Source organism: Microcoleus sp. S13_C5, from assembly GCF_036700845.1.
Taxonomy (GTDB): Bacteria; Cyanobacteriota; Cyanobacteriia; order Cyanobacteriales; family Microcoleaceae; genus Microcoleus.
This window is the reverse complement of the sequence record NZ_JAUBPR010000114.1, coordinates 1-21053: the sequence shown is the minus strand read 5'-3', so window position 1 is coordinate 21053 and position 21053 is coordinate 1. Positions and strand designations below refer to the sequence as shown.

17 protein-coding genes, 1 tRNA gene and 1 pseudogene are annotated in these 21053 nt (G+C 45.9%); 9 read left to right on the top strand and 10 right to left on the bottom strand.

The window, feature by feature from the left end:
* Nucleotides 1-103: 103 nt before the first annotated feature.
* Complete coding sequence (locus tag QUA04_RS23325; protein ID WP_333261356.1) at nt 104-2983, top strand: COR domain-containing protein; 2880 nt, start codon at nt 104-106, stop codon at nt 2981-2983.
* 111 nt (nt 2984-3094) lie between these two features.
* Here the strand turns inward: QUA04_RS23325 and QUA04_RS23320 are convergent, their stop codons facing one another.
* Both QUA04_RS23320 and thyD read right to left on the bottom strand, forming a co-directional pair.
* Nucleotides 3095-4150, bottom strand: coding sequence for a nucleotidyl transferase AbiEii/AbiGii toxin family protein (locus QUA04_RS23320; RefSeq protein ID WP_333261353.1), 1056 nt, complete (start codon nt 4148-4150; stop codon nt 3095-3097).
* Nucleotides 4151-4296: 146 nt separating this feature from the next.
* The gene (gene thyD / locus QUA04_RS23315) at nt 4297-5223 is read right to left on the bottom strand and encodes a thylakoid membrane protein ThyD (protein ID WP_333261349.1); all 927 of its coding nucleotides are present in this window, start codon (nt 5221-5223) and stop codon (nt 4297-4299) included.
* Nucleotides 5224-5371: 148 nt separating this feature from the next.
* Between thyD and QUA04_RS23310 the strand changes: the two genes are divergently transcribed.
* The gene (locus QUA04_RS23310; RefSeq protein WP_333261345.1) at nt 5372-7000 is read left to right on the top strand and encodes a DUF3352 domain-containing protein; all 1629 of its coding nucleotides are present in this window, start codon (nt 5372-5374) and stop codon (nt 6998-7000) included.
* Between the two features lie 97 nt (nt 7001-7097).
* Here the strand turns inward: QUA04_RS23310 and QUA04_RS23305 are convergent, their stop codons facing one another.
* The 7 genes from QUA04_RS23305 to QUA04_RS23275 form a co-directional block, all read right to left on the bottom strand.
* Nucleotides 7098-7316, bottom strand: coding sequence for a hypothetical protein (locus QUA04_RS23305; RefSeq protein WP_333261342.1), 219 nt, complete (start codon nt 7314-7316; stop codon nt 7098-7100).
* A 62-nt stretch (nt 7317-7378) separates the two neighbouring features.
* Nucleotides 7379-7540: a hypothetical protein gene (locus QUA04_RS23300; protein ID WP_333261340.1), complete on the bottom strand. Its 162-nt coding sequence runs from the start codon at nt 7538-7540 to the stop codon at nt 7379-7381.
* 69 nt (nt 7541-7609) lie between these two features.
* Nucleotides 7610-10966 (bottom strand): response regulator, encoded by a 3357-nt coding sequence (locus QUA04_RS23295; protein WP_333261337.1) that lies wholly within the window; start codon nt 10964-10966, stop codon nt 7610-7612.
* A 363-nt stretch (nt 10967-11329) separates the two neighbouring features.
* Nucleotides 11330-11509 carry a hypothetical protein gene (locus QUA04_RS23290; protein WP_333261333.1) on the bottom strand — a complete coding sequence of 60 codons (180 nt, stop codon included), beginning with the start codon at nt 11507-11509 and terminating at the stop codon, nt 11330-11332.
* 620 nt (nt 11510-12129) lie between these two features.
* Nucleotides 12130-12327, bottom strand: coding sequence for a hypothetical protein (locus QUA04_RS23285; RefSeq protein ID WP_006632682.1), 198 nt, complete (start codon nt 12325-12327; stop codon nt 12130-12132).
* Nucleotides 12328-12523: 196 nt separating this feature from the next.
* A complete protein-coding gene (locus tag QUA04_RS23280; RefSeq protein WP_333070877.1) occupies nt 12524-12940 on the bottom strand; it encodes a tetratricopeptide repeat protein in 417 nt (138 codons plus the stop codon).
* A gap of 87 nt (nt 12941-13027) precedes the next feature.
* Nucleotides 13028-13381 (bottom strand): HesB/IscA family protein, encoded by a 354-nt coding sequence (locus QUA04_RS23275; protein WP_172187584.1) that lies wholly within the window; start codon nt 13379-13381, stop codon nt 13028-13030.
* A 245-nt stretch (nt 13382-13626) separates the two neighbouring features.
* Between QUA04_RS23275 and QUA04_RS23270 the strand changes: the two genes are divergently transcribed.
* The 7 genes from QUA04_RS23270 (at nt 13627) to QUA04_RS23240 (ending at nt 20561) form a co-directional block, all read left to right on the top strand.
* Nucleotides 13627-15282 (top strand): DUF6930 domain-containing protein, encoded by a 1656-nt coding sequence (locus tag QUA04_RS23270; RefSeq protein ID WP_333261330.1) that lies wholly within the window; start codon nt 13627-13629, stop codon nt 15280-15282.
* Between the two features lie 108 nt (nt 15283-15390).
* A complete protein-coding gene (locus tag QUA04_RS23265) occupies nt 15391-15645 on the top strand; it encodes a hypothetical protein (protein WP_333261327.1) in 255 nt (84 codons plus the stop codon).
* A 51-nt stretch (nt 15646-15696) separates the two neighbouring features.
* A complete protein-coding gene (locus QUA04_RS23260; protein WP_333261325.1) occupies nt 15697-16005 on the top strand; it encodes a type II toxin-antitoxin system PemK/MazF family toxin in 309 nt (102 codons plus the stop codon).
* Nucleotides 16006-16065: 60 nt separating this feature from the next.
* A complete protein-coding gene (gene zds / locus QUA04_RS23255; RefSeq protein ID WP_333084809.1) occupies nt 16066-17502 on the top strand; it encodes a 9,9'-di-cis-zeta-carotene desaturase in 1437 nt (478 codons plus the stop codon).
* A gap of 199 nt (nt 17503-17701) precedes the next feature.
* Nucleotides 17702-18148: an SRPBCC family protein gene (locus tag QUA04_RS23250; RefSeq protein WP_333261322.1), complete on the top strand. Its 447-nt coding sequence runs from the start codon at nt 17702-17704 to the stop codon at nt 18146-18148.
* Nucleotides 18149-18406: 258 nt separating this feature from the next.
* The gene (locus QUA04_RS23245; protein ID WP_333261319.1) at nt 18407-20401 is read left to right on the top strand and encodes a protein kinase domain-containing protein; all 1995 of its coding nucleotides are present in this window, start codon (nt 18407-18409) and stop codon (nt 20399-20401) included.
* An 86-nt stretch (nt 20402-20487) separates the two neighbouring features.
* A tRNA-Val gene (locus QUA04_RS23240) sits at nt 20488-20561 on the top strand.
* Between the two features lie 154 nt (nt 20562-20715).
* Here the strand turns inward: QUA04_RS23240 and QUA04_RS23235 are convergent.
* Nucleotides 20716-20980, bottom strand: a pseudogene (locus QUA04_RS23235) (IS1 family transposase); the annotation flags it as partial.
* Between the last annotated feature and the right edge of the window lie 73 nt (nt 20981-21053).

The following is a 21053-nucleotide window of genomic DNA, read 5'->3' as shown; positions in this document are numbered from 1 at the left end:
TCTTTGAACACAACTTGATATTTTTTATTATATCATATTAGTTGTTTGTGTAATTAATTTTGTTTGACTACTTATATACAAAAATCCAAACAAGGAATTGGCAATGTTAGAAACTGAGGGCGATCGGGAAGCACGGCAGCGCATTGAACAGGCGCAGCAAGAGGGAGCAATAACACTCGATCTTAGTAATCTGAAACTGACGGAACTGCCAGAGGCGATCGCCTCTCTCACCCAGTTGCAAAAGCTTTACCTCAACAACAACAAACTGACGGAACTGCCAGAGGCGATCGCATCTCTCACCCAGTTGCAATGGCTTGACCTCGGCAACAACCAACTGACGGAACTGCCAGAGGCGATCGCCTCCCTCACCCAGTTGGAACTGCTTAACCTCCGAAACAATCAACTGAGGGAGCGGCCAGAGGCGATCGCCTCGCTAACCCAGTTGCAACTACTTGACCTCTCCCGCAACCAACTGAGGGAACTGCCAGAGGCGATCGCCTCCCTCACCTGGTTGGAAACGCTTTTCCTTTACAACAATCAACTTAGGGAACTACCGGAGGCGATCGCCTCCCTCACCCATTTGCAAGAGCTTTACCTCCAAAACAACCCTCTCAATCCTGACCTCGCTGCTGCCTATGAGCAAGGCACTGAAGCCGTCTTGCAATACCTGCGGGCAAAGGCAGAAGCAAAGATCACCCTGAATGAAGCTAAGCTGATTTTGATTGGTGAAGGCGAGGTGGGCAAAAGTTGTCTGTTGGGAGCATTGCGCGAGGATGAATGGCTAGAAAGTCGTCCCACCACTCACGGCATTGAAATTAAACCAGTTATCCTCACCCATGCCGACAGTGGCACACAAATATCACTCAATGGTTGGGATTTTGGCGGTCAACCGGTTTATCGATCGACACACCAGTTGTTTTTCAGTACACCAGCCGTGTATCTGGTGGTGTGGAAGCCGCGGGAAGGTCCCCAGCAGGGCTTTGTCAAAGAGTGGATTACCCTAATCAAGCATCGCGCACCGGATGCCAAGGTGCTAGTAGTCGCCACCCACGGCGGCCCCGCACAGCGACAACCCGACATTGACAGACAGGAAATTCAGGATCGATTCGGCAGCGATACGGTGCTTGACTTCTTCCATATAGACAGCAAACCTGACCTTCAGAACTCCTGCACCGGGCTGGCAGAATTAAAACAAAAGATTGCTAGTGTCGCCGCATCTCTTCCCGAAATGGGACGTTCCGTTCCCGCCAAGTGGCAGCGAGTGCGGGAAATCTTGCAGACAAACGACAAAGCCTATCTGCCCTACAATGATGTCCTTGCCATCTGCGCTCAACACGGAATCGATAAAGAACAAGCAGAACTTTTCCTTCGCATTTCCCATACCTTGGGGCAGATCATCCATTACCATTACGATCCAATACTGCGGGATCTCGTCATCCTCAAACCCGATTGGCTAGCAAAGGCAATCAGCTTCGTACTCGATGATGAAACAACCCGCCGCCGCAACGGTTTAGTAGATTTTGAGCATCTGGGCGAATTATGGAGCAATCCCCCGTTTCCAGGCGAGGACGGCTACCCGCAAGAACTACATCCCATCTTTCTCAAGCTGATGGAACGCTTCGATTTGTCCTACCGCGTCGTGCTCGACCCAGCTAAACCCAGCAATACCAGCTTGATTGCTCAACTTGTACGCGATACACGCCCGGAATTGCCCAATTGGGGAGAGCAACCGGAAGCCGGAGACAGACAACAAGTGCAAATCTGCCGGATTGTGGACGATCGAGGACAACTTGCAGTAGCAGAAGGATTGTTTTACCAGTTGATTGTGCGCTTGCACAAATACTCAGTGGGGCGCTGCAATTACGAAAAAAGTATCCATTGGCAACGGGGTTTGATGCTTGATAACGACTACAACGGTCGGGCTTTGCTGGAATATGTGGACACCGATGTAAAAATTACCGTGCGGGCGGCTTATCCAGAACGGTTCTTGTCTTATCTCACGGAAGAGATTAAATGGCTAGTCGAGAATTTCTGGGAAGGATTGCGATGTAATGTGATGGTTCCCTGCATTGCGACCTGCGGTATGAATTCGCCTGGAAACGGGCTATTTGAGGTTGAGAAACTAATTGAGAGCAAAAAGAAGAATCGTCATGAGTATCCATGTCCGATTTCCGGCTGTGGTGAATGGCAAAACATCGATCATCTGCTGAATAACGCGCCGACTGCTCAACCCTCATCGCCAAAAATCGGCATTCAGCAGTTCCGAAATATTGTCAAAGACGAGCTAAAAATTATCCGCAAAGATTTAGTGATTGTCGATCGTCGAGGTCAAGAACGCTTTCAGTCATTGTCTCAGGAGCAGCGGATCATTCTCAGCAAAGTCGATGAGGAATTTGCGTCACTGATGCAAATGTTCACCGATGAAGCGAAAGATGGCCCGCGCCTGTTCAGTTTCAAGCCCGTCGATCCGAAGTTTTTCGATAGCCCAAAATGGATAAGGACAAAATTGCAAATTACCCTCTGGTGCGAACACTCTCGTCAACCGCTTCCAGCCTTAAATCCTAACGACAAGAAAAAGGGAGTTTATGAATTGGAAGTGTCGCGCCAATGGTTTACCAAAGCAGCCCCCTATCTCAAAATTTTGAGCGGAACCCTGAGTCTAGTCTTACCTGTCGCGAATTCCGCAGCTAAGTTCATGCTAGATGATGCCACTTTCAAAGGGATTGAAGAGGGACTCGATTTAGGACAAAAAAGCATCGAGTCTACCTTGAAAGGAAGCGATTTAGCGACTAATTTGTCTACCGAAAGTGATGCCCCGGATTGGCAACAGGGCGAAGCAGCCATCCGCGCCCAAGGCTCGATTTTGCGAGAATTACACGCCCTGCTAAAAGCAAAAGATCCTGGTTTTGGTGGTTTGGTGCGGGTGCAGAACAGACGCCGCGAATTTCTGTGGGTTCACGAGCAGTTTGTAGATGAGTATTAAGATTTTTATCTTGACACCATTATTGCGATCAGGTGATAATTTAAACAGGAAATCTCAGGTTGCCATGCTCTGCCTGGAAGGAGAGCAATACCAAATCCAACATCTAAGCATCTAATCTTCAAGCCGGCCTGGGAATGAGGAAATAGTCTCGCTAAATGTCCTGACTGTTATTTCCCGGCCTAAATCCTGAGCTAGTAAATCGATACCGTCAATAACTTTATTTGGCTCTGCGATACTCAAAACCTCATAGCATTTTTCCCGATAATCGGGACGATCTTGGAAATACTGAATCGCTCGATCGAGTGGTTCCATAACTTGATAAGCTGCTTCCGCTTTGTCGATCGCCCTTTGGGGAATCGGAGTCGCTAACCTTTGCATAGCCAAGTCGATTAAATCTCTAGAATTTACCCGATCGCTCGGCCATCGATCGGCATTTGCCAAAAGCTTTTCTGCTATACTATCAATTTGATTCAAACAAGGAACAGGCGACCAATTTGGATAATTTGGTTCGCCAAACTCAATTCGCCCTTCACAAACCATCTCGAATTTAATAGTAGTGCCGTCAACAATAACAGGAAATCTTATCCCATACTGGTTGGCTTGAATATCGTTCGGGAGAACAATGCGTGAAGCGAAGCTATCCCCAAGGGAATCGCGACTAGCAAAAATAGCATCATAGCCTCCTTCGGCAACTTTTCGGCGCAGGAGACGGTAGCCATCATCCATCGGACACATAAAGTCAATATCCTGGCTCAACCGATATTCTCCGTGTTCCATACTTACCAACGTTCCTCCGCCAAAATACGCCCGACATTCCTGTAGAAATTCGACATTCAAATGGCTGAGTACAGTTAATATCTTTTGATGAATTTCGCGTTTAAACATTGCTTGAGAACTTACCCAATTTTCGGGAGTTTTTGGCGAGCCACTGCTTCCCAGTTCCGCTATTAACCAAGATTGATGCTGTTGACTAATTGCTTGAATAAAAGCCAGTTCCTCAAAGCTAGGTTTTCCCAACACTCCCCAATAATGCCAGCCGGATTCGTAGCGGCATAGCATTTCCTTGAAACTCAATTTTTTGACATCAGCAATTTGCCAGCAGATAGCTTGAAGAAATGGGAGTTCTGCAGGAACTTTAAATGCGGTTGCTATTTCTTGATTGTTCATCTGCTTTCGGCAAAAGCGAGGCAGAGCCTCTGGAACTGCGTTACCAGGCAGAGCCTGGTAACTAGGGATTTTCTTCCAGTCCGCCTTTGCGGACTTTGTTTGTGGAGCATCCGAATTCTATTCGGCGGGTTCGATTCCGTAGGTTCCTAACTTCTCGATAAAATCTCTTCGAGTGCTAATTTTAGCGTCGGATATTGATATTGAAAACCGCTAGCTAAAGTTTGTTTAGGCAACACTTTCTGCCCTTCCAAAACAACTTTTGCCCCGTCTCCCAACAGCAATTCTAAAGCAAAACTTGGCACCGGCAACCAAGAAGGTCGCTTTAAAACTTCCCCTAAAGTTTGACACAATTCATTCATCCGCACCGGATTCGGTGCCGTCGCATTCAAAACGCCTTGAACTTGCGAATTTTGCAAAGCATACAGAATTAAATCAACCACATCCTCGCGATGAACCCAAGAAAACCACTGTTTCCCAGTGCCCAGCGGCCCGCCTGCAAATAGTTTAAAAGCTGGCAGCATTTTTGCCAACGCGCCTCCCATTCCCAAAACTATCCCCAGCCGCAAAATTGCTAACCGCGTTCCCGCATTTTTTGCAGGTTGGGCGGCTGCTTCCCAGTCTTTGCACACTGTTGCTAAAAAATCGTTTCCCGCATGGCTAGTTTCGTCAAACTCAGCGGTTTCGCTGGTTCCGTAATAGCCGATCGCCGATGCGCTAACAAACACAGATGGTCTAGGATTAGCATTGACGATCGCCTCCACCAATTTTGCCGTCGTCAGTCTGCGACTGTCCAGAATTGCCTGCTGGCGCGCCTCCGTCCACCTTTCCTCCGCAATCGGAACCCCAGCTAAATTGACAACAGCGTCGCAGCCCGCGATCGACTTTTGCCAATCACCAGACTCCGCAGGAGTGTAGGCGACAACTTCCAAATTCGGATAAGCTGAAGCCGGAAAAACTCGCCCAGCCTTCGCCGCATCCCTGCTCAAAACCACAACTTGATGTCCCGCAGCTTGCAGCTTCTCCACCAGCCGACTACCTACAAATCCCGTTGCTCCCGCGATCGCTACTTTCATCTTTTACCAATAATGCACAGTTCTAGCAGTTTAGACGATCGTCCAAACTTGTTTTGAATTATACAAAAATAAACAGCAGCCTCGATCGCCTCCCCACAAGCTTTCTGTATTTTGATTAAACTGATATGGGACGCGAGGAAAACAAACCATGCCTGCAAAAAAATCAAAGCTTCTAATTGCTGCCTCTATCGCCGCAGCAGGTAGCGCTGCGGTCTACTTTTACTTCCAGGGTTTGAGCCAACAAGTATCCAACCCTCAAGACAGCGCCAAAGTTGTACCCGACGAAGCAATGATGGCCGCGTTTATCTCCCCCAATCCCCAAGCGTTGTCACAATTGCAGCGATTTGGCACGCCAGGGGCTCAAAAGTTGATCGGTCAGGGTTTGAAGGCCTTTCAAGAACAAAGCTTGGCAGGTACTCAAATCGACTTTGACAGGGACTTAAAGCCTTGGTTAGGGGGGGTGATGGTCGCTTTGCTACCCCCTGATGCTGTGACGAATACAGAGCCTCCAAAACTGCTGGTAGTAGTCAGCGTCAAAAATAAAATTAGTGCTTGGAATTTTGCGAATAAATTAAAATCTCAGCCCGGTGCAACAACTCAAGAAACCGAGTATAAAGGAGTTAAAATTTATGAGATTGCAGAGCCAACTGGCAAGCGCTACAGTGTAGCTTTGCTGAACGACCAATTAGTGATGGCTCCTTTGAAAAAACCTGTGGAATTGGCGATCGATACTTTTAAAGGAGAACCCTCCCTCGCTACGCAGCAGAGTACAACGAAGTTTTTTGCAGAGAGTGCTGGTGTCAAAAATCCGATCGCAACTGTTTATATTGCTGACTATCCTGCTGCAATTGAGCAATTGAAAGCTAATTTGCCCGCAGATATCCAGTTGCCTTGGACAGTGTTTTCCCAGTTCAAACAAGTTAAGTCTTTGGTGGCGGGAATTGGGGCGGATAGTGCTGGATTGAGGGTAAAAACTATCGCTCAGTTAGACCCTAAATTCGTCCACCAAAATCCACAAGTCCCCTCAAAATTGTTACCCAGATTTCCCGGCGAAACTATTGCTTTAGTCGGCGGTAAGAGACTCGATCAAATTTGGTCGCAAGCAACCGCAGAGGCAAAAGATAGCCCGGAAATTGACAGGGGAGTTCAGCAGGTGAGGGATAGTTTTAAACGCTTGGATTTGGATGCAGATCGAGATGTTTTTGGTTGGATGAATGGGGAATTTGCGATCGGGGCGATCGGTTCCAATCAAGGGATTTTGTCTCAGTTGGGGATGGGGGCGGCGATGATTTTTGAAACGAGCGATCGCCCTGCTGCCGAAGCAACTCTGAAAAAACTCGATGCGATCGCCAAAAGCAATCCTACAGTCAGCGTCGCCCCCAGACAAGTTCAAGGCAAAGAAGTTACCGAGTGGCAAATACCCCAGCAAGGCACTTTATTCGGGCACGGTTGGCTGAATGAAAATTCTGTGTTTGTAGCTTTCGGCGGGCCTTTAGTTGATGTGATTACTTCGACGCCGCCCCAGCCACTAAGCAGCAGTCCGAGTTTTCAGGCGATCGCTACTTCTTTACCGCGGGCTAACCAAGGTTACTTTTACATAGATATGGAAAAAACCATGTCTTGGGCTAACCAATATTTGCTCGCAGTACAGCCACATTTACTTTCGCCGCCCGCCGCTGAATTGCTAAATTCTCTCCGAGGAGTTAGCGTAGCCACAGCTTCTACACAACCGACAACTGCTGAGTTGGAGATGCTTTTTGCGTTCAAATCTAATTAACTAATTGGGAATCTATTAGTCCGGGCCGGCGGACGAGAGATTGGGTAGAAGCGGTTTCAACCGCCGAATGAAACCGCCTCATCTTCCTCTCTTGAATTTAGCTAGGATCTTCTTGAAATTGGCGATCGACAAAATCCGACGTGTCGATGCGTTTAACTTGCCCACCGTTACTTACTACTAGGGTTTCTTCGTGCTGTCGGCTGATGCTAATATTGCGATCGGCGTAGTTGGCAATAACCAGGGTTAGACTTTTCTTTGAATTCCTCCGCTGCACATTATTGTAAATTGTGCGATTCAAAGTATCTAAAAATATCACGGGCAGTTTCAGTTTTGTGGCTCTCTTGCAGGGTAGGGACAGCAGTTTGAGTCATCAGCATTTTAATACTCGGAGAGTGACCGAAGAGGGAGAATAGCTTTTTGACTACTGTGAAAACAAAGATAGCCAACTAAACCAGCAGCAGCGACAATTTGCAGCACGAAAGGCACCACAAGCGTAGTGCGGAGACGGAATTTTTGGCAGACTGTTTTGGTAACGCTCATAACTTTATTTCTCCCCATCAACCAAAACTCCCTAAGCTGCGAGTGTCCATTAAGTACCTACTTCTACTTTTACTTCTCATTTAAAGCTTCCATACCTTCCCATCCCTCCGGGGTTCCATACTGTTGATACTTTTCACATCGCTTGATATAAACCATCGTAGCTTTATCGTACGGATTGATTTGTAAAACTTCCTGAAAAATTCCCTGTGCCTCCTGAAATTGTTGTTGATAGTAGAGAAACACCGCCACTTCAAACTGTGCCTGAGTTTGTGTCTTTAATCGCTTTTGTTCTGGAGGATCGCCATCATAAACTTCAAAGACAGCAACGGCAGACTTTTTCCCTTTCACCATCACTCTATCTAAAAAGCGGAAGCATTGTTCTTGATAATACTCAAGACAACACAGGGTGTTATGGCTGATTAAAATTCCGGCTCCATAGAGCTTAGTTAAGCCTTCCAAACGAGAAGCTAAATTGACAGCATCAGCAATGACGGTGGTTTCCATGCGTTCTGATTCGCCGATGGTTCCTAGCATTAAATTGCCTGTATGCAAGCCAATTCCTATAGCGATAGGAACATCACCTTGTTGTTGGCGTTGCTCGTTGTAAAGGGCTACTTGTTTCTGCATGGCGATCGCAGCTTGCACTGCATCATTAGCCGACTCAGGAAACAAAGCCATAATCGCATCACCAATATATTTATCAATAAAGCCTTTATGCTGGCGAATGACTGGGCTAACTTGACTAAGATAAGAGTTGAGAAAATTAAAGTTTTCTTGAGGAGACATTGCTTCCGATAAAGTTGTAAATGAGCGAATGTCAGAAAACATTACCGTCATTTCTTGCTGAACTTGATCGCCGATTTGGACATCAATAATGCTTTCCTTTTCTAAAAATTTCAAAAAATTACGCGGCACAAATCGTCCATAAGCTAAAGTTAGTTGGGTAATCGATATATGAGTTCGGATTCTGGCCAGCATTTCTTGTTTTTGAATTGGCTTAGACAAGTAATCATTCGCGCCTGATTCAAATCCCTCTACGATATCTGCCACTTGATTTTTAGCAGTGAGCATAACAATAGGCAGTTCATAAGCAGGGAAGCGATCGCGGATTTTTTGACATACTTCATAACCAGTCATTTGCGGCATCATCAAATCCAGTAAAATCAAGTCAGGGATAAAACCATTTTCCATTGCTGCTAAAGCTTCGTGTCCATTACTAGCTTCTGTAATGGCATAATTGTACAGGGATAGATGGTTGATTAGTACCTGGCGATTAATAGGTTCGTCATCGACAATCAAAACTTTGAACAGTTTTTCATTACTAATAATCTCGTTTAAGTTGGGACGAGTTACTGAGGTAGGTAGTTCGAGATTTTGGATAATTTTGATAGCAGCCATCTGCGGCTTAGATTCAGCTTTGCCAGTAGAGGCGGGCAAGGTAAAAGTAAATTGCGAACCTATTCCCACTTGAGATTTAACATTAACTTCACCCCCGTGCAATTCCACCAGTTGTTTCGTTACAGCTAGCCCTAGTCCCGTGCCGCCATATTCTCTACCCGTAGAGCCTTCTGCTTGTTCAAAAGATTCAAATATTTGGTCAAATTTATCTTCAGAAATTCCAATTCCTGTGTCTGATATGGTAATAGCTAAAGTAGAAACTCGCTCCCCTGTTGCCAAAGGGATTTGAAGGGACTCTAAGACTTCTGCTGACACTGTAACAGTGCCAGCAGGGGTAAATTTAATGGCATTGCCTATAAGGTTATGCAGTATTTGTTGCAGGCGATCCTCGTCTGCTTCTGCGGGCGGAAATTCCGCAGGAATAGAGTTGATTAGTGTCAAACTTTTTTGGGCAGCTAGGGGTTGACTAAGGGTTAAAACTACATTAGTAACTGAGCGCAAATCTACTGGCTGGAGCCGCAATTCTAAGTTATTATGTCTAAGTTTAGAGAAGTCTAAAATATCGTTGACTAGGTTAGCTAGACGGCGACCGCTGGAGACAATCAAATTTAGGTTTGCTTGAGTCGCTTGCGGTAAATCTCCGGTGGCACCATCGATGAGGGATTCAGCGATGCCAATAATGCCGTTGAGGGGAGTACGGAGTTCGTGAGAAGTATTCGCTAAAAATTCGTCTTTGAGTTGATCTAGCTGTTTTAACTCTTGGTTTTGCTTTTCTAAGGTGGTAAAAGATTCTTGGAGTTGTCTTGCCATGCTATTGAATGAATTTGCTAGCTTTTCGATTTCAATAATATTGGTAGGTTCAACGTGCTGTTCTAAGTTGCCTGTAGCAATTTCTTCGGATGCTTGAGAAACTTTAAGAATCGACTGCGTAATCCAGCGAGCGGTGAGAATACCGATAATAATTGCGACAATTAAAGTAGCCATACAGAGCAGGATACTAGTGCGCGTATTGGCATCAATCTCTGCTGTAAAATCTGATTCTGGAACGACTACAATCGTTAACCAATCTAACACACCTGATTCATCTTTGAAAGGAGAAACTAGCAAAAATTGTTTCTTGCCATTTAGAAGAAATTCCATCTGTTGAGGAGCATAAATTTGATTCAAGCTACCAAAGCGACTGAATAAATATTGAGTGGTTTTTTGTGTCAAACTATCGCTAATTTTGTCAGCGCGAATGCGTTCAATTTTACCATCAGCCGAGAACTCAAACGGTTCTTTGATAGTCGAGCTGGCTACTAAAAGCCCGTTGCGTTCGATGATAAAAGTCTTACCTGATTTACCAATTGTGAAACTTTGCAGGAAGTCACTAATTTGTGCTAAGGAAAGATCGGTAACAAAAATACCCATCAGTCCTCCTGTATCGTCATAGAATGGGGAGATGGCTGAAAGATCGAGCCTTTTACCTAATGCCGAGGGTTCAATCGCGCTCCAAGTCGGGCGACCAGTTTTGACAGCAGTTTTATACCACTCGCGAGTCCGAGCATCATAATTGGATTTTTCGCGAATTATTTTGAGGCGATCGCCTTGACTATTGACTGCATATCTGCGGATAGCATGGCCCGTTGCTTCACTCGCTACAACTGTGTATCCCTCTGACCTATTTGCACCTACAAATTCCCCTTTAGTATTGGCAAAAGCAGTGGTTCCAATATTTGCATCCAGTGATTGGCTTTGTTGCCAAAAATAACGCTCCATTTGCTCAAAATTACTGGGGTCAAGTAACTGTTGGCGAATGGTATTTATATGAATTTGCTGAATTAAATGAGGCTTCGCCAAGTAACTTTTTAGGTGGACTTGGACGCGGGATATCACTTCACGCCGCAACTGAGCGGCAATATTGTTCACTGCTTTCTGTCCGTTGCGGAAGGAAAGATAGCCGACGAGTCCAACAGCGACGATTATTTGCATAACGAAGGGCACTACTAACGCCGTGCGGAGCCTGAATTTGCGGGTGATGTTGCTCATAGGGGGGCGTGAGGAATATGATTTTGGAGTGTATGATGTAGTATAACTCTCTTGATTTAGCGATCGCACCTCTTTTCCGTTCAGGCAAACGCCTGAACGATAACCTGAGATCTTAAGACCTATATAAGAGTTATATTATTTATAATTTTAATTTTTGTTTATTAGGCAAGTTGAGCGCTTTCTGTGTTTCCTGCGATCGCTCCTAAAATCCCAATAGCCAATTTCTAGGTAAGGTAATATCATTATTGAAAAAGAAATCCTTAGCCTGTTGCAAAAAATATTTTTTTGATAGTTCACCATCTCCATTTACATCAAGCTTATTAAAGGTTTCCGCCGCTAAATGGTTAGTAACCTTCTCACCTATTAGAAATATCTCATATGCTTCTTAGCGGAAATTTTTGCCACCATCTCTATCAAGTAAATGCCTAAAATAATCCATAAGTTGAATATTTTTTCTGGCTCTTTTAAAAGCTGCTCAAAATATTCAAGCCATTCATATAAAGTAACTTCGTTATTTTGAGCGCGATCGGCTACTGTTTGCAAGCTATTCCAAAACGGTATATACACCAGATTGCAAGTAAGTAGAGTACACCAAAGGCTATACATTAACGAAAAAAATGAAACTTTCTGTCGCTACTCTACTCCCTAAGCCTGCAATCTGCTGTAATATTACCCACAGTCAGGACAGGTAAGGGGAGCATCTCAATGAAAGCAGCCAAGCTAGAAATCTAAGTTTTGAGGCAGGAGGCAGAAGGAAAGACGAAGAACGAAGGAGCCAGAATAAGTGTTTTTACAAATATGAGATGCTCCCCAGGGCAGTGCCATATCCCTACAATTAAATCGATTATTTTGGGGTTGGGAAACCGTGCGGTGTCCTCAATTGATGTGTTGTGGATCGTGATATCAAAATCGAGGGCGATGGCGTCCCGCCCCGCAAGCTACGGGCAATTTAATCATCCAATCCGGTTGATTTTAACTGTTACCCACAGCATTAGATACCGTAGGCGGCGCCTCCATCAAAAATCTACTGATCGACTCTAAAATCTCGCAGCGACACACCCTGCAAGGGACAGTCAACTGTCAACTAACCAAAAAAAGATGCTGCCCTCCAGGGAGGGCAGCTACTCAAATAAAGCATCTTAAAGTCTCTCAAAACTTCAGAATTAACCTTCAGACATTCCCGATTTATTCGGCAATTGCAAATCATCAGGGTCTACATAGTGACAAACTGCTTTGTCCATGCAAATCAAGGCCCAGCCGGATTTATCGATGCTCATCAACTTGTAAGAAGCTGGCTGAATAAAGAAACCTTTGTGGTTGCGGGTTGCGGGTTTGATGTTAACGTGGCTGTCAGTGCTCATGCTTTTACAACTCCTAGTATTATCGTAGTAAAATCTGAAAACCGCTGAGCGGGTTTGTGAATCGTCTAAGTTTTCAAATACTAGCACTGACTTTCTGAGTTTTCCATAAAGTTATTTATTGATTTATTACGATGTCGTAATAAACCGCAAAGCCACTTTCGTCGATCCCCGCCCAAAAATCGACTTGTTTGCGTGGTTACGGCTCCAGAAGCCACTGTTTAACGCGGGCGAGACTCTTCCAGTCGGGTTTTCTCTTTAATCCTTCTTCAAAATTTTTTTTAACTTCGTCGAGCAACTCTTCGGAAGCCATCAGTAATTGCTGAGCCACTTCTACATGGGGGCGCACTCCTTTCTCTTTGAGATCGAGGATCGCTACTGCTAGGTTGATGCGAGCTTGGGGGTCATGAGGGTTCAATTTAACGGCTGTTTTCGCTGCCTTTTGAGCCGGTGCAGGTTTATTTTCCAACAGGTAGAGCCACGCGAGGCTAGCCCAGGCATTGCCATTTTTGGGAGCTTTTTCGCACACTTCTTTAAACACGGGGATCAGATTAGCCGGGGCTTCGCCAGCTTGGTAGCGATCGAAACCGTCTTTAAACAATTCTTCAGGGGTCATTCGATTTTAGATTTTAGATTTGGGATGTTGCACGGAAAAGGGCATGGGGCAGTTAACAACTTTCTGCCCCATGCCCTTTTTTCCGATTTATGTAGAAAAAGAACTGCCACAACCGCAAGTTTGAGTTGCGTTGGGGTTAGTAAACTGAAAACCGCCCCCGATCATAGCATCGCTGAAGTCGAGAACCAAACCGTAGAGATAAAGAATGCTCTTGCGATCGCAAACTACCTGAAAACCGTCGTAGTCGAACACTTCATCGTCGGATTTCACAGTGCTGGGATCTGCGAAATCCATGACGTAAGACATTCCAGAGCATCCGCCCTGGCGCACCCCTACCCGCAAGCAGAGGTCTTTACCTTGTTTTTCTCTCAGAGCTAAAACTTGACGGACAGCAGAGTCCGTCATTTGAATGCCGCGCTTTTGTGAAGTGGCTTGAGTCATAATTTGCCGAACTCCTGAGATTGTCTAATACTAAGAGTTTAATCTTATTCCTCCATTGTACAGGCATTCGCCAGAAGGCCTTGGGTTAGATGCTGAAGGCTCAATTTTTACCTTCTAATTTTTAATTCCCGTGGGGCCTCGTTCCCAAGCTCGATGTCCTCTCCCCCTATAGGGTTTATGATTGATAAGCAGCGGTTGACCGGCTACCGGCACCGCAACTATGCTTCACCCAACGGGCTTACTCTATGGCAGCGCTGAATCGCACTACTCTTCGTCGGCTACAAAACTTACCTCAAATTCCCAGCGTGTGGGAGGGCGATCGCCGACCCTTATCTAATGCTGACTCACACATGATGCTAGATGACGATGACGTTCTAGAAGCTGGTGGCGAGTGCATTCTCTGGGTCGATGGCTCTGAAGGAGTCGTGAGGGCTATGGACATGGTAGGCCCAGATGCCGGCCCAGAGGCGCTCGTCCGGGCCCTGCTACGGGCAATGGAACATCCCCAAAGTCCGGCTCCCGCAGTCCGCCCCCAAAAAATAGTAGTCAAAAACCGAGAAATTCAATTTTATCTGCGGGGCGTACTTCAAGATTTAGGCATTTCCATTGACTACGTGCCGGAATTGCCCCTAATTGACGAAATATTTCGCGGCATGGAAGAGGTCGCAATCAACAGACCTCCTGAGTTGCCCCCTCAGTATGCTGAAGTTTTAATGGAAAAAGCTGCTCAAATTTGGCAAGATGCTCCCTGGCGGACTTTGAGCGAACACCAAATTATATCTATTGAAATCAATCAGTGGGATGTCGGCAGCCTCTACGTGTCCGTATTGGGGCAAGGCAGAATGGATTACGGAGTTTTACTGTACCGTTCTCTAGAATCCTTGAAACGGTTTCGAGAACGAGTCGTCAATAATGATGAATCTTTTGAAGATTTAGAACAGGCTTTTTTAGGGCAAGACTGTTTGTTTGTTACTTTTGAAAGTGCTGGAGATATTGATGAGGACGACGACGAAGAAATTGATTTAGCCGATTTGCCTCCATCGGAAATTGAACCAAATTTCGGCAACCTACATCCTTTAGAAGGATTGCGATCGATTCTTTACGAAGAAGAAGCCCTCACGATGTTAGTTGCTCTCGAAGCATTTCACCGCTTTTTCCGGAACGGTCGCCGGAAATTGGGGTCAGACACTTTTCCCAGTCTTAGCAGCCGCTACCGCATCCCAGTGCCGCAGCCTGACGGAGAAATTCAACAGGTATCCGTTAAAGTTTCCACGATGCCCGATGTATCAGACGAATTATTACAGATGCTCGGTGATGATGATGATGATGACGATGATGACGATGATGATGAATTTGACAAACCACTGCTGCGGGACGATTTGGTGCCGCAAAATTCATTTTTGAGTCTCGGCGCCGTACCTTGGGAAACGGTAGAGTTCCTGCGCGAAAGTGTCCAGTTTCACCAAGGTGCAGAAGTTGATATTAATACCGCCGGAGATGGTTTGCCGGTGGTGATGATCCAAACTTCTCATCCGAAGGCAAAAACTATGATTCAGGATTTGAAAGAAGCTGGAGGCGTGAAGGGGATTGGTTTTAATCCGGGCGAAAATCCTTTTCAAGATGAGCAATACGACTTGGGTATTTTGCAAACTAAAAATGGGGAGCTGTATTTGTTTGGGGAGTTTAATGAAGACGATCCGGTGCATCAGGAAGCTCGCAAGAAGTGGGACCGTCGCTGTAAATTAACCAACGGTTGGTGCGGTTTGATTATTGCTAAAGGGTTGATGGGTGCTTCTCGCGGTCAGCCTCAGTTTAAGGATATGATCGCTTTGCTTGAGGTGCGCTGGGTGTCTGCTAAAGAGTTGGGAATTGGGCCGCTTCAGTTGATGCCGATGTTTTAAAGTTTGTTGACTGTTGACTGTTGACTGTTCTGAGAAGGAAGAGGTAAAAGTAATTTGTAAGGTGCGCCGCAGCGCACCATAGTTTTTTAATTATTAAGGAAAATGATTATGTCAAATTCTACTCAAAAGCGAGAAGTGTTAGTCGCCATTGATGCTGAATTCGCTGATAAAATAGACCAACTTACTGATAATTGGACGGAGGCGATCGAGCAAGCTCTCCGTCTCTGGTACGCTAAGCAAATCGAAGATAAGTTGCGTAAGTTTTATCAAAACCGCAGCCAAGAAGATATTGAGGAGGAAAAAGAGTGGTTTAATTTTGTAGAGGAACAGATAGAAGAAACATGGAGCAGCGATGGACTCTAACTCAACACGAAAAACTTATCCCCGCCAGGTGAGATTTATCTTTCAAGGACTTTGCGTCAGTTAGGAGATACCAAAAAAAGACCTGTAGTTGTGCTTTCTCCCGATATCCGCAACGAGTTTACTGATTCTGTCATTGTTGTTCCTTTCACCAGTAACCTTGCAGGAGTAGAAAATCCTACTCGTGTCTTGATTCCTGCGGGTGAGGGAGGATTGCAAGCTGATTCTCTAGCTGTATGTGAAAACGTTTCTGCTTTGCGGCAGACATTCCTAGAACAAGGCCCTTACGGTCAACTTAATGCCGATGTCCTAGCCAGAATTCAGAGGGCTATACAAGTGTCGATCGGCATTTATGAACTTTGAATGTTTCGGAAATTCTAAAATTTGTTACAATCTGTAAAAATACTGGAAAGGATAGATAAAATGCGGGTTGCGATCGCAGGTGCGGGACTGGCTGGAATGACCACAGCAGTCGATTTAGTGGAGGCCGGCCACGAAGTAGAAATTTTTGAATCCCGCCCCTTTGTCGGCGGCAAAGTCGGCAGTTGGGTAGATCCAGACGGCAATCACGTTGAAATGGGTTTGCACGTCTTCTTCGGTTGCTATTATAACTTATTTGCCCTGATGAAAAAAGTGGGAGCTTTTGACGATTTGCTCCTCAAAGAACACGTCCACACTTTTATTAATCGAGGTGGCGAAACTGGTTCTTTAGATTTTCGCTTTCCCGTGGGTGCTCCTTTGCACGGATTGAAGGCATTTTTTACTACATCCCAGCTATCCGTACAAGACAAAATTCAAAATGCGATCGCCCTGGGAACTAGCCCGATCGTCCGAGGTTTGATAGACTTTGACGGGGCAATGAAAACTATCCGCGATTTGGATAAAGTTAGCTTTGCTGACTGGTTCCGCAGTCAAGGTGGCAACCAAAACTCGCTCAAAAGAATGTGGAATCCGATCGCCTACGCACTGGGTTTTATCGACACTGAAAATATTTCTGCCCGGTGTATGTTGACAATATTTCAATTCTTTGCATCGAAAACCGAAGCCTCTGTCATGCGGATGCTAGCTGGTTCTCCCAACGAATATTTGCACAAACCAATTGTGGAATATTTGGAAAAAAAAGGAGCAAAAATTTACACGCGGCGCAGAGTCCGAGAAATTCAGTTTGAAGAAGGCGAAGAAACCCGCGTGACAGGCTTGGTAGTTGCTAACGGCGAAACCGAAGAAAATATTACCGCAGACGCTTACGTTTTCGCCTGCGACGTACCAGGAATTCAGAAAATATTGCCCCCAGCTTGGCGCAAATGGTCAGAATTTGACAACATTTATAAATTAGATGCGGTGCCAGTTGCTACAGTACAATTGCGGTTCGACGGTTGGGTAACGGAACTGGAAGACGAAGCTAAGCGCAAACAGTTGAGCCACGCTGTAGGAATCGATAATTTGCTATATTCAGCAGATGCAGATTTTTCTTGTTTTGCAGATTTGGCGCTGACAAGTCCCAAGGATTATTATCAAGAAGGAAAAGGTTCGCTGTTGCAGTTGGTGCTGACACCGGGAGATCCGTTTATCAAACAAAGCAATGAGGCGATCGCCCAACACGTACTTAAGCAAGTTCAGGATTTATTCCCGTCAGCGCGGGAATTAAATATGACTTGGTATAGTGTAGTTAAGCTGGCTCAATCTTTGTATCGCGAAGCACCGGGAATGGATGTTTTCCGCCCAGCTCAAAAAACGCCGATCGCCAATTTCTTTCTAGCAGGAAGTTACACTCAGCAAGACTACATTGATAGTATGGAAGGAGCGACACTTTCAGGCCATCAAGCGGCTAAGGCAATTCTCGAAGCTTACAGTCATTAGTCATTAGTCCTGTCTCGTTTTCTCTCGTTCCCAGGCTCTGCCTGGGAATGCCTATCAGGAGACTCCGCCTCCAGTATTTAGACAGAAAACGCGAAACAGAGCCAAAGCATCTGCGTTACCAGGCTCTGCCTGGGAACCAGAAAAACAAGAAACACACAATTCTTCAATCTAAAATCTAAAATCTAAAATCTAAAATCGCATGACTGATTGGTTAGAACACAGCGTCCAAATAGAAGTAGCAGTTCCCATCGAATTAGCGTGGCAACTCTGGTCAGACTTAGAGCAAATGCCGCGATGGATGAAGTGGATCGAATCAGTTCGCATTCTCGAAGACGACCCGGAATTGTCGCGCTGGAAACTCGCAACTGGCGGGTTAGAATTTAGCTGGCTTTCTCGGATTCTCAAAGTAGTGCCGAATCAGATAATTCAGTGGGAATCGGTAGACGGTTTGCCAAATCGGGGTGCGATCAGATTTTACGCTCGCAAAAACAGCAGCATTGTCAAACTGACGGTAGCTTATGGAGTTCCCGGCTGGCTGGCAAAATTGATGGACAATTCATTTCTAGCGCGAGTAGTTGAATCGACTCTTATGGCTGACTTGGAAAGGTTTAAAGAGTATGCTCTGGAAGTGAAAGCGACATCTTAAATTATGAGGATTAAAGTCATAACTATTAACCAGTTTGTAGTAAGGACTTCAGTCCTTTAATTTCTAATTTAGGACTTAGGCACCCGAACAAAGAAACCGGGTTTTGAACCGAGATTGAAAGTTTTAATCAAATATTTTGGTTAAAAACCCGGTTTCTGGTCGCCCGTGCGTCCAGGACTATAATTGTAACGCGAGAGTCGATCGGCCTTTGGCGTCAGTATCATAGAGATGTGCTGCTGATTCCTTCTCGGTTCAGTTATGAGTTACTGCCTAAACCCCGCCTGTCAAAACCCGCAAAATGCCGATCGTACCCAATTCTGCCTGAATTGCGGCTCCAAACTGTTGCTCAGAGAGCGTTACCGCGCCATTAAACCCCTCGGGCGCGGTGGTTTCGGCCGCACTTTTTTAGCAATAGACCAAGACAAACCCTCAAAACCGCGCTGTGCAATTAAACAGTTTTTCCCCCTATCCCAAGGTACAAGCAGCAGCGAAAAAGCAGCAGAATTATTCAACCGAGAAGCGGTGCGACTGGACGAATTGGGGAAACACCCGCAAATTCCCGAACTGCTGGCGCACTTTCAGCAGGAACGCTATCAGTATTTGGTACAGGAATTTATAGAAGGTCAAAATTTACAGGAAGAGTTGGCGCGGACTGGGCCTTTCAGCGAAAGTCAGATTCTCAGTCTGCTGAAGGATTTATTGCCAGTATTGCAGTTTGTGCACGATCGCAGTGTAATTCACCGAGATATTAAACCGCCCAATATTATCCGGCGCCGCATTTCTCAACCTCCCATCATTTATACTTACCCCACCTTAACCGGCGAATTAGTTTTAGTTGATTTTGGTGCTGCAAAAGTTGTGGAGGGTTTGAAAGAAACCGGTACAGTCATCGGTTCTCCCGAATTCGTCGCGCCGGAACAAATTAGAGGTCAAGCAGTTTATGCCAGTGATTTGTATAGTTTGGGAGTAACTTGCATTTATTTGCTGACTCAAATATCTCCTTTTGATTTGTTCGATATCAATCAAGATGCTTGGGTTTGGCGAGATTTTTTGAAGGTGCCAATTGATCCGAAATTAAGTCGCATCCTCGACAAAATGATCGAACCAAGCCTCAGTCGCCGCTACAAATCTGTAGCTGAGGTATTGAAAGATTTGCAGTCTCCGCAGTCGGCGGCCCAGGTTCCGACTCCGGCGCCAAGGGCAATTCCCGTGCCGCAGAGGACGCCTGTGGTGCAGAATGCAGTGCCGCCAACGGTTGCAGGCACAATTATACCTGTGCCCCAGATGCAGCGGGTTGTACCCGCACGCGCGCCTACTTGGAGGTGTGTTCATACTCTGGTAGGGCATTCTAATGCTGTCACGTCGGTAGCTTTCAGTCCTGATGGCGCGACTTTAGCTAGCGGCAGTGAGGACAAAACGATTGAGATGTGGAAGTTGGATGCGGGTAAGCGGTGGTACACTCTTACGGGTCATTCTGACTGGGTGACTGGTGTGGCGTTTAGTCCTGATGGCGCGACTTTGGCTAGTGGCGGCCGGGACAAAATGATTCATATTTGGGATTTGAATAAGGGTAAGTGGTGGTACGCTTTGGCTGGTCATTCTGACAGGGTTTCTGCTGTGGCGTTTAGTCGGGATGGTCAGGTTTTGGCTAGCGGCAGTCGGGACAAAACTGTGCAGTTGTGGAATTTGAATAAGGGAAAGCGGATGTCGGCTTTGACTGGTCACGCTGGCGGGGTGGAGGCGGTGGCTTTTAGTGCTGGCGGGGAGTTTTTGGCTAGCGGCAGTCGGGACAAGACTGTGCAGTTGTGGGATTGGCAAAATGGTCGATCAATTTGTACTCTGGCAGAGCACGGGGATTGGGTGCGGGCGATCGTTTTTGCTGCGACCCCCCCCAGCCCCCCCTTGGTAAGGGGGGGAGTAGGAGAAGGATTGATTTTGGCGACGGGGAGTCGGGATGGTACAGCAAAGTTGTGGCGGGTGGATGCACAGGGGCGAGGGACGCTGTTGCGGAGTATGAGGGACAATTCTGGGGATGTTTTGTGTCTGGCGTTGAGTCCTGATGGTCGCGTTTTGGCGACGGGGAGTCGGGATGGCACGATTTATTTGTGGGATGCGGGTACGGGGGGTTTGCTGGAAATTCTGACAGGCCACGGGGGGGAAGTTTTGTCGGTGGCGTTTAGTCCTGATGGGGGGAGTTTGGCTAGCGGTGCGGGCGATCGAACTGTGAAGATTTGGCGGGGGATTGGGCATTAGGGGCGATGTCAAGAGTGCCCGCTTAAAAAATCTCATATTTATGCTTGACAGGCGATCGAATGTTCTGCTACATTAGGAATCCGTGAGGACGCATAGCTCAGTTGGTTAGAGCACTACGTTGACATCGTAGGGGTCACTGGTTCGAGTCCAGTTGTGTCCATACTCAAAACCCGTTCATACAACGGGTTGTATTGTAAGTGCTTGTACAGTAACAAATTATTTGTCACTGATAACAGATTGATGTCCAGTTAACAAATTACCTGTCCGCCTTAACATATTATTGTCCGGCGTTGCTGAATCAAGGTATGATAAACTTATAGTGTGATCGCAGACAAGCGAAAATGATTTCTTTGATTTTGATACGGAACTGGAACATCTGCAAATTTTAGATAGTGAATTAGTAACTGAATTGAATATCTTAGCAACTTGCTGTTTAATTTAGAAGAACAAAGAGTTTTTCGTTTTAGGCGAGCCAAATAAGGCCTTAATCTTGGATTTTCACCCTCAACTCTTATCATATATGTTTTGCGGTGGGATCTGAGTTCCATCGGGAATAAACTTAGGTTAAACTTTCCATCCCACATTCCGCAGATGTGGGTGGAATTTTTTTATCAGTTGTGAAAAGTGGGAACCCCAAAGTTTTTCCGTTGAA

Bases quoted from the DNA above. Each gene is read 5' to 3' on its own strand.
- QUA04_RS23325 (WP_333261356.1), top strand. From the start codon at position 104: ATGTTAGAAACTGAGGGCGATCGGGAAGCACGGCAGCGCATTGAACAG.
- QUA04_RS23320 (WP_333261353.1), bottom strand. From the start codon at position 4,150: ATGAACAATCAAGAAATAGCAACCGCATTTAAAGTTCCTGCAGAACTC.
- thyD (WP_333261349.1), bottom strand. From the start codon at position 5,223: ATGAAAGTAGCGATCGCGGGAGCAACGGGATTTGTAGGTAGTCGGCTG.
- QUA04_RS23310 (WP_333261345.1), top strand. From the start codon at position 5,372: ATGCCTGCAAAAAAATCAAAGCTTCTAATTGCTGCCTCTATCGCCGCA.
- QUA04_RS23300 (WP_333261340.1), bottom strand. From the start codon at position 7,540: ATGAGCGTTACCAAAACAGTCTGCCAAAAATTCCGTCTCCGCACTACG.
- QUA04_RS23295 (WP_333261337.1), bottom strand. From the start codon at position 10,966: ATGAGCAACATCACCCGCAAATTCAGGCTCCGCACGGCGTTAGTAGTG.
- QUA04_RS23285 (WP_006632682.1), bottom strand. From the start codon at position 12,327: ATGAGCACTGACAGCCACGTTAACATCAAACCCGCAACCCGCAACCAC.
- QUA04_RS23280 (WP_333070877.1), bottom strand. From the start codon at position 12,940: ATGACCCCTGAAGAATTGTTTAAAGACGGTTTCGATCGCTACCAAGCT.
- QUA04_RS23275 (WP_172187584.1), bottom strand. From the start codon at position 13,381: ATGACTCAAGCCACTTCACAAAAGCGCGGCATTCAAATGACGGACTCT.
- QUA04_RS23270 (WP_333261330.1), top strand. From the start codon at position 13,627: ATGGCAGCGCTGAATCGCACTACTCTTCGTCGGCTACAAAACTTACCT.
- QUA04_RS23265 (WP_333261327.1), top strand. From the start codon at position 15,391: ATGTCAAATTCTACTCAAAAGCGAGAAGTGTTAGTCGCCATTGATGCT.
- zds (WP_333084809.1), top strand. From the start codon at position 16,066: ATGCGGGTTGCGATCGCAGGTGCGGGACTGGCTGGAATGACCACAGCA.
- QUA04_RS23250 (WP_333261322.1), top strand. From the start codon at position 17,702: ATGACTGATTGGTTAGAACACAGCGTCCAAATAGAAGTAGCAGTTCCC.
- QUA04_RS23245 (WP_333261319.1), top strand. From the start codon at position 18,407: ATGAGTTACTGCCTAAACCCCGCCTGTCAAAACCCGCAAAATGCCGAT.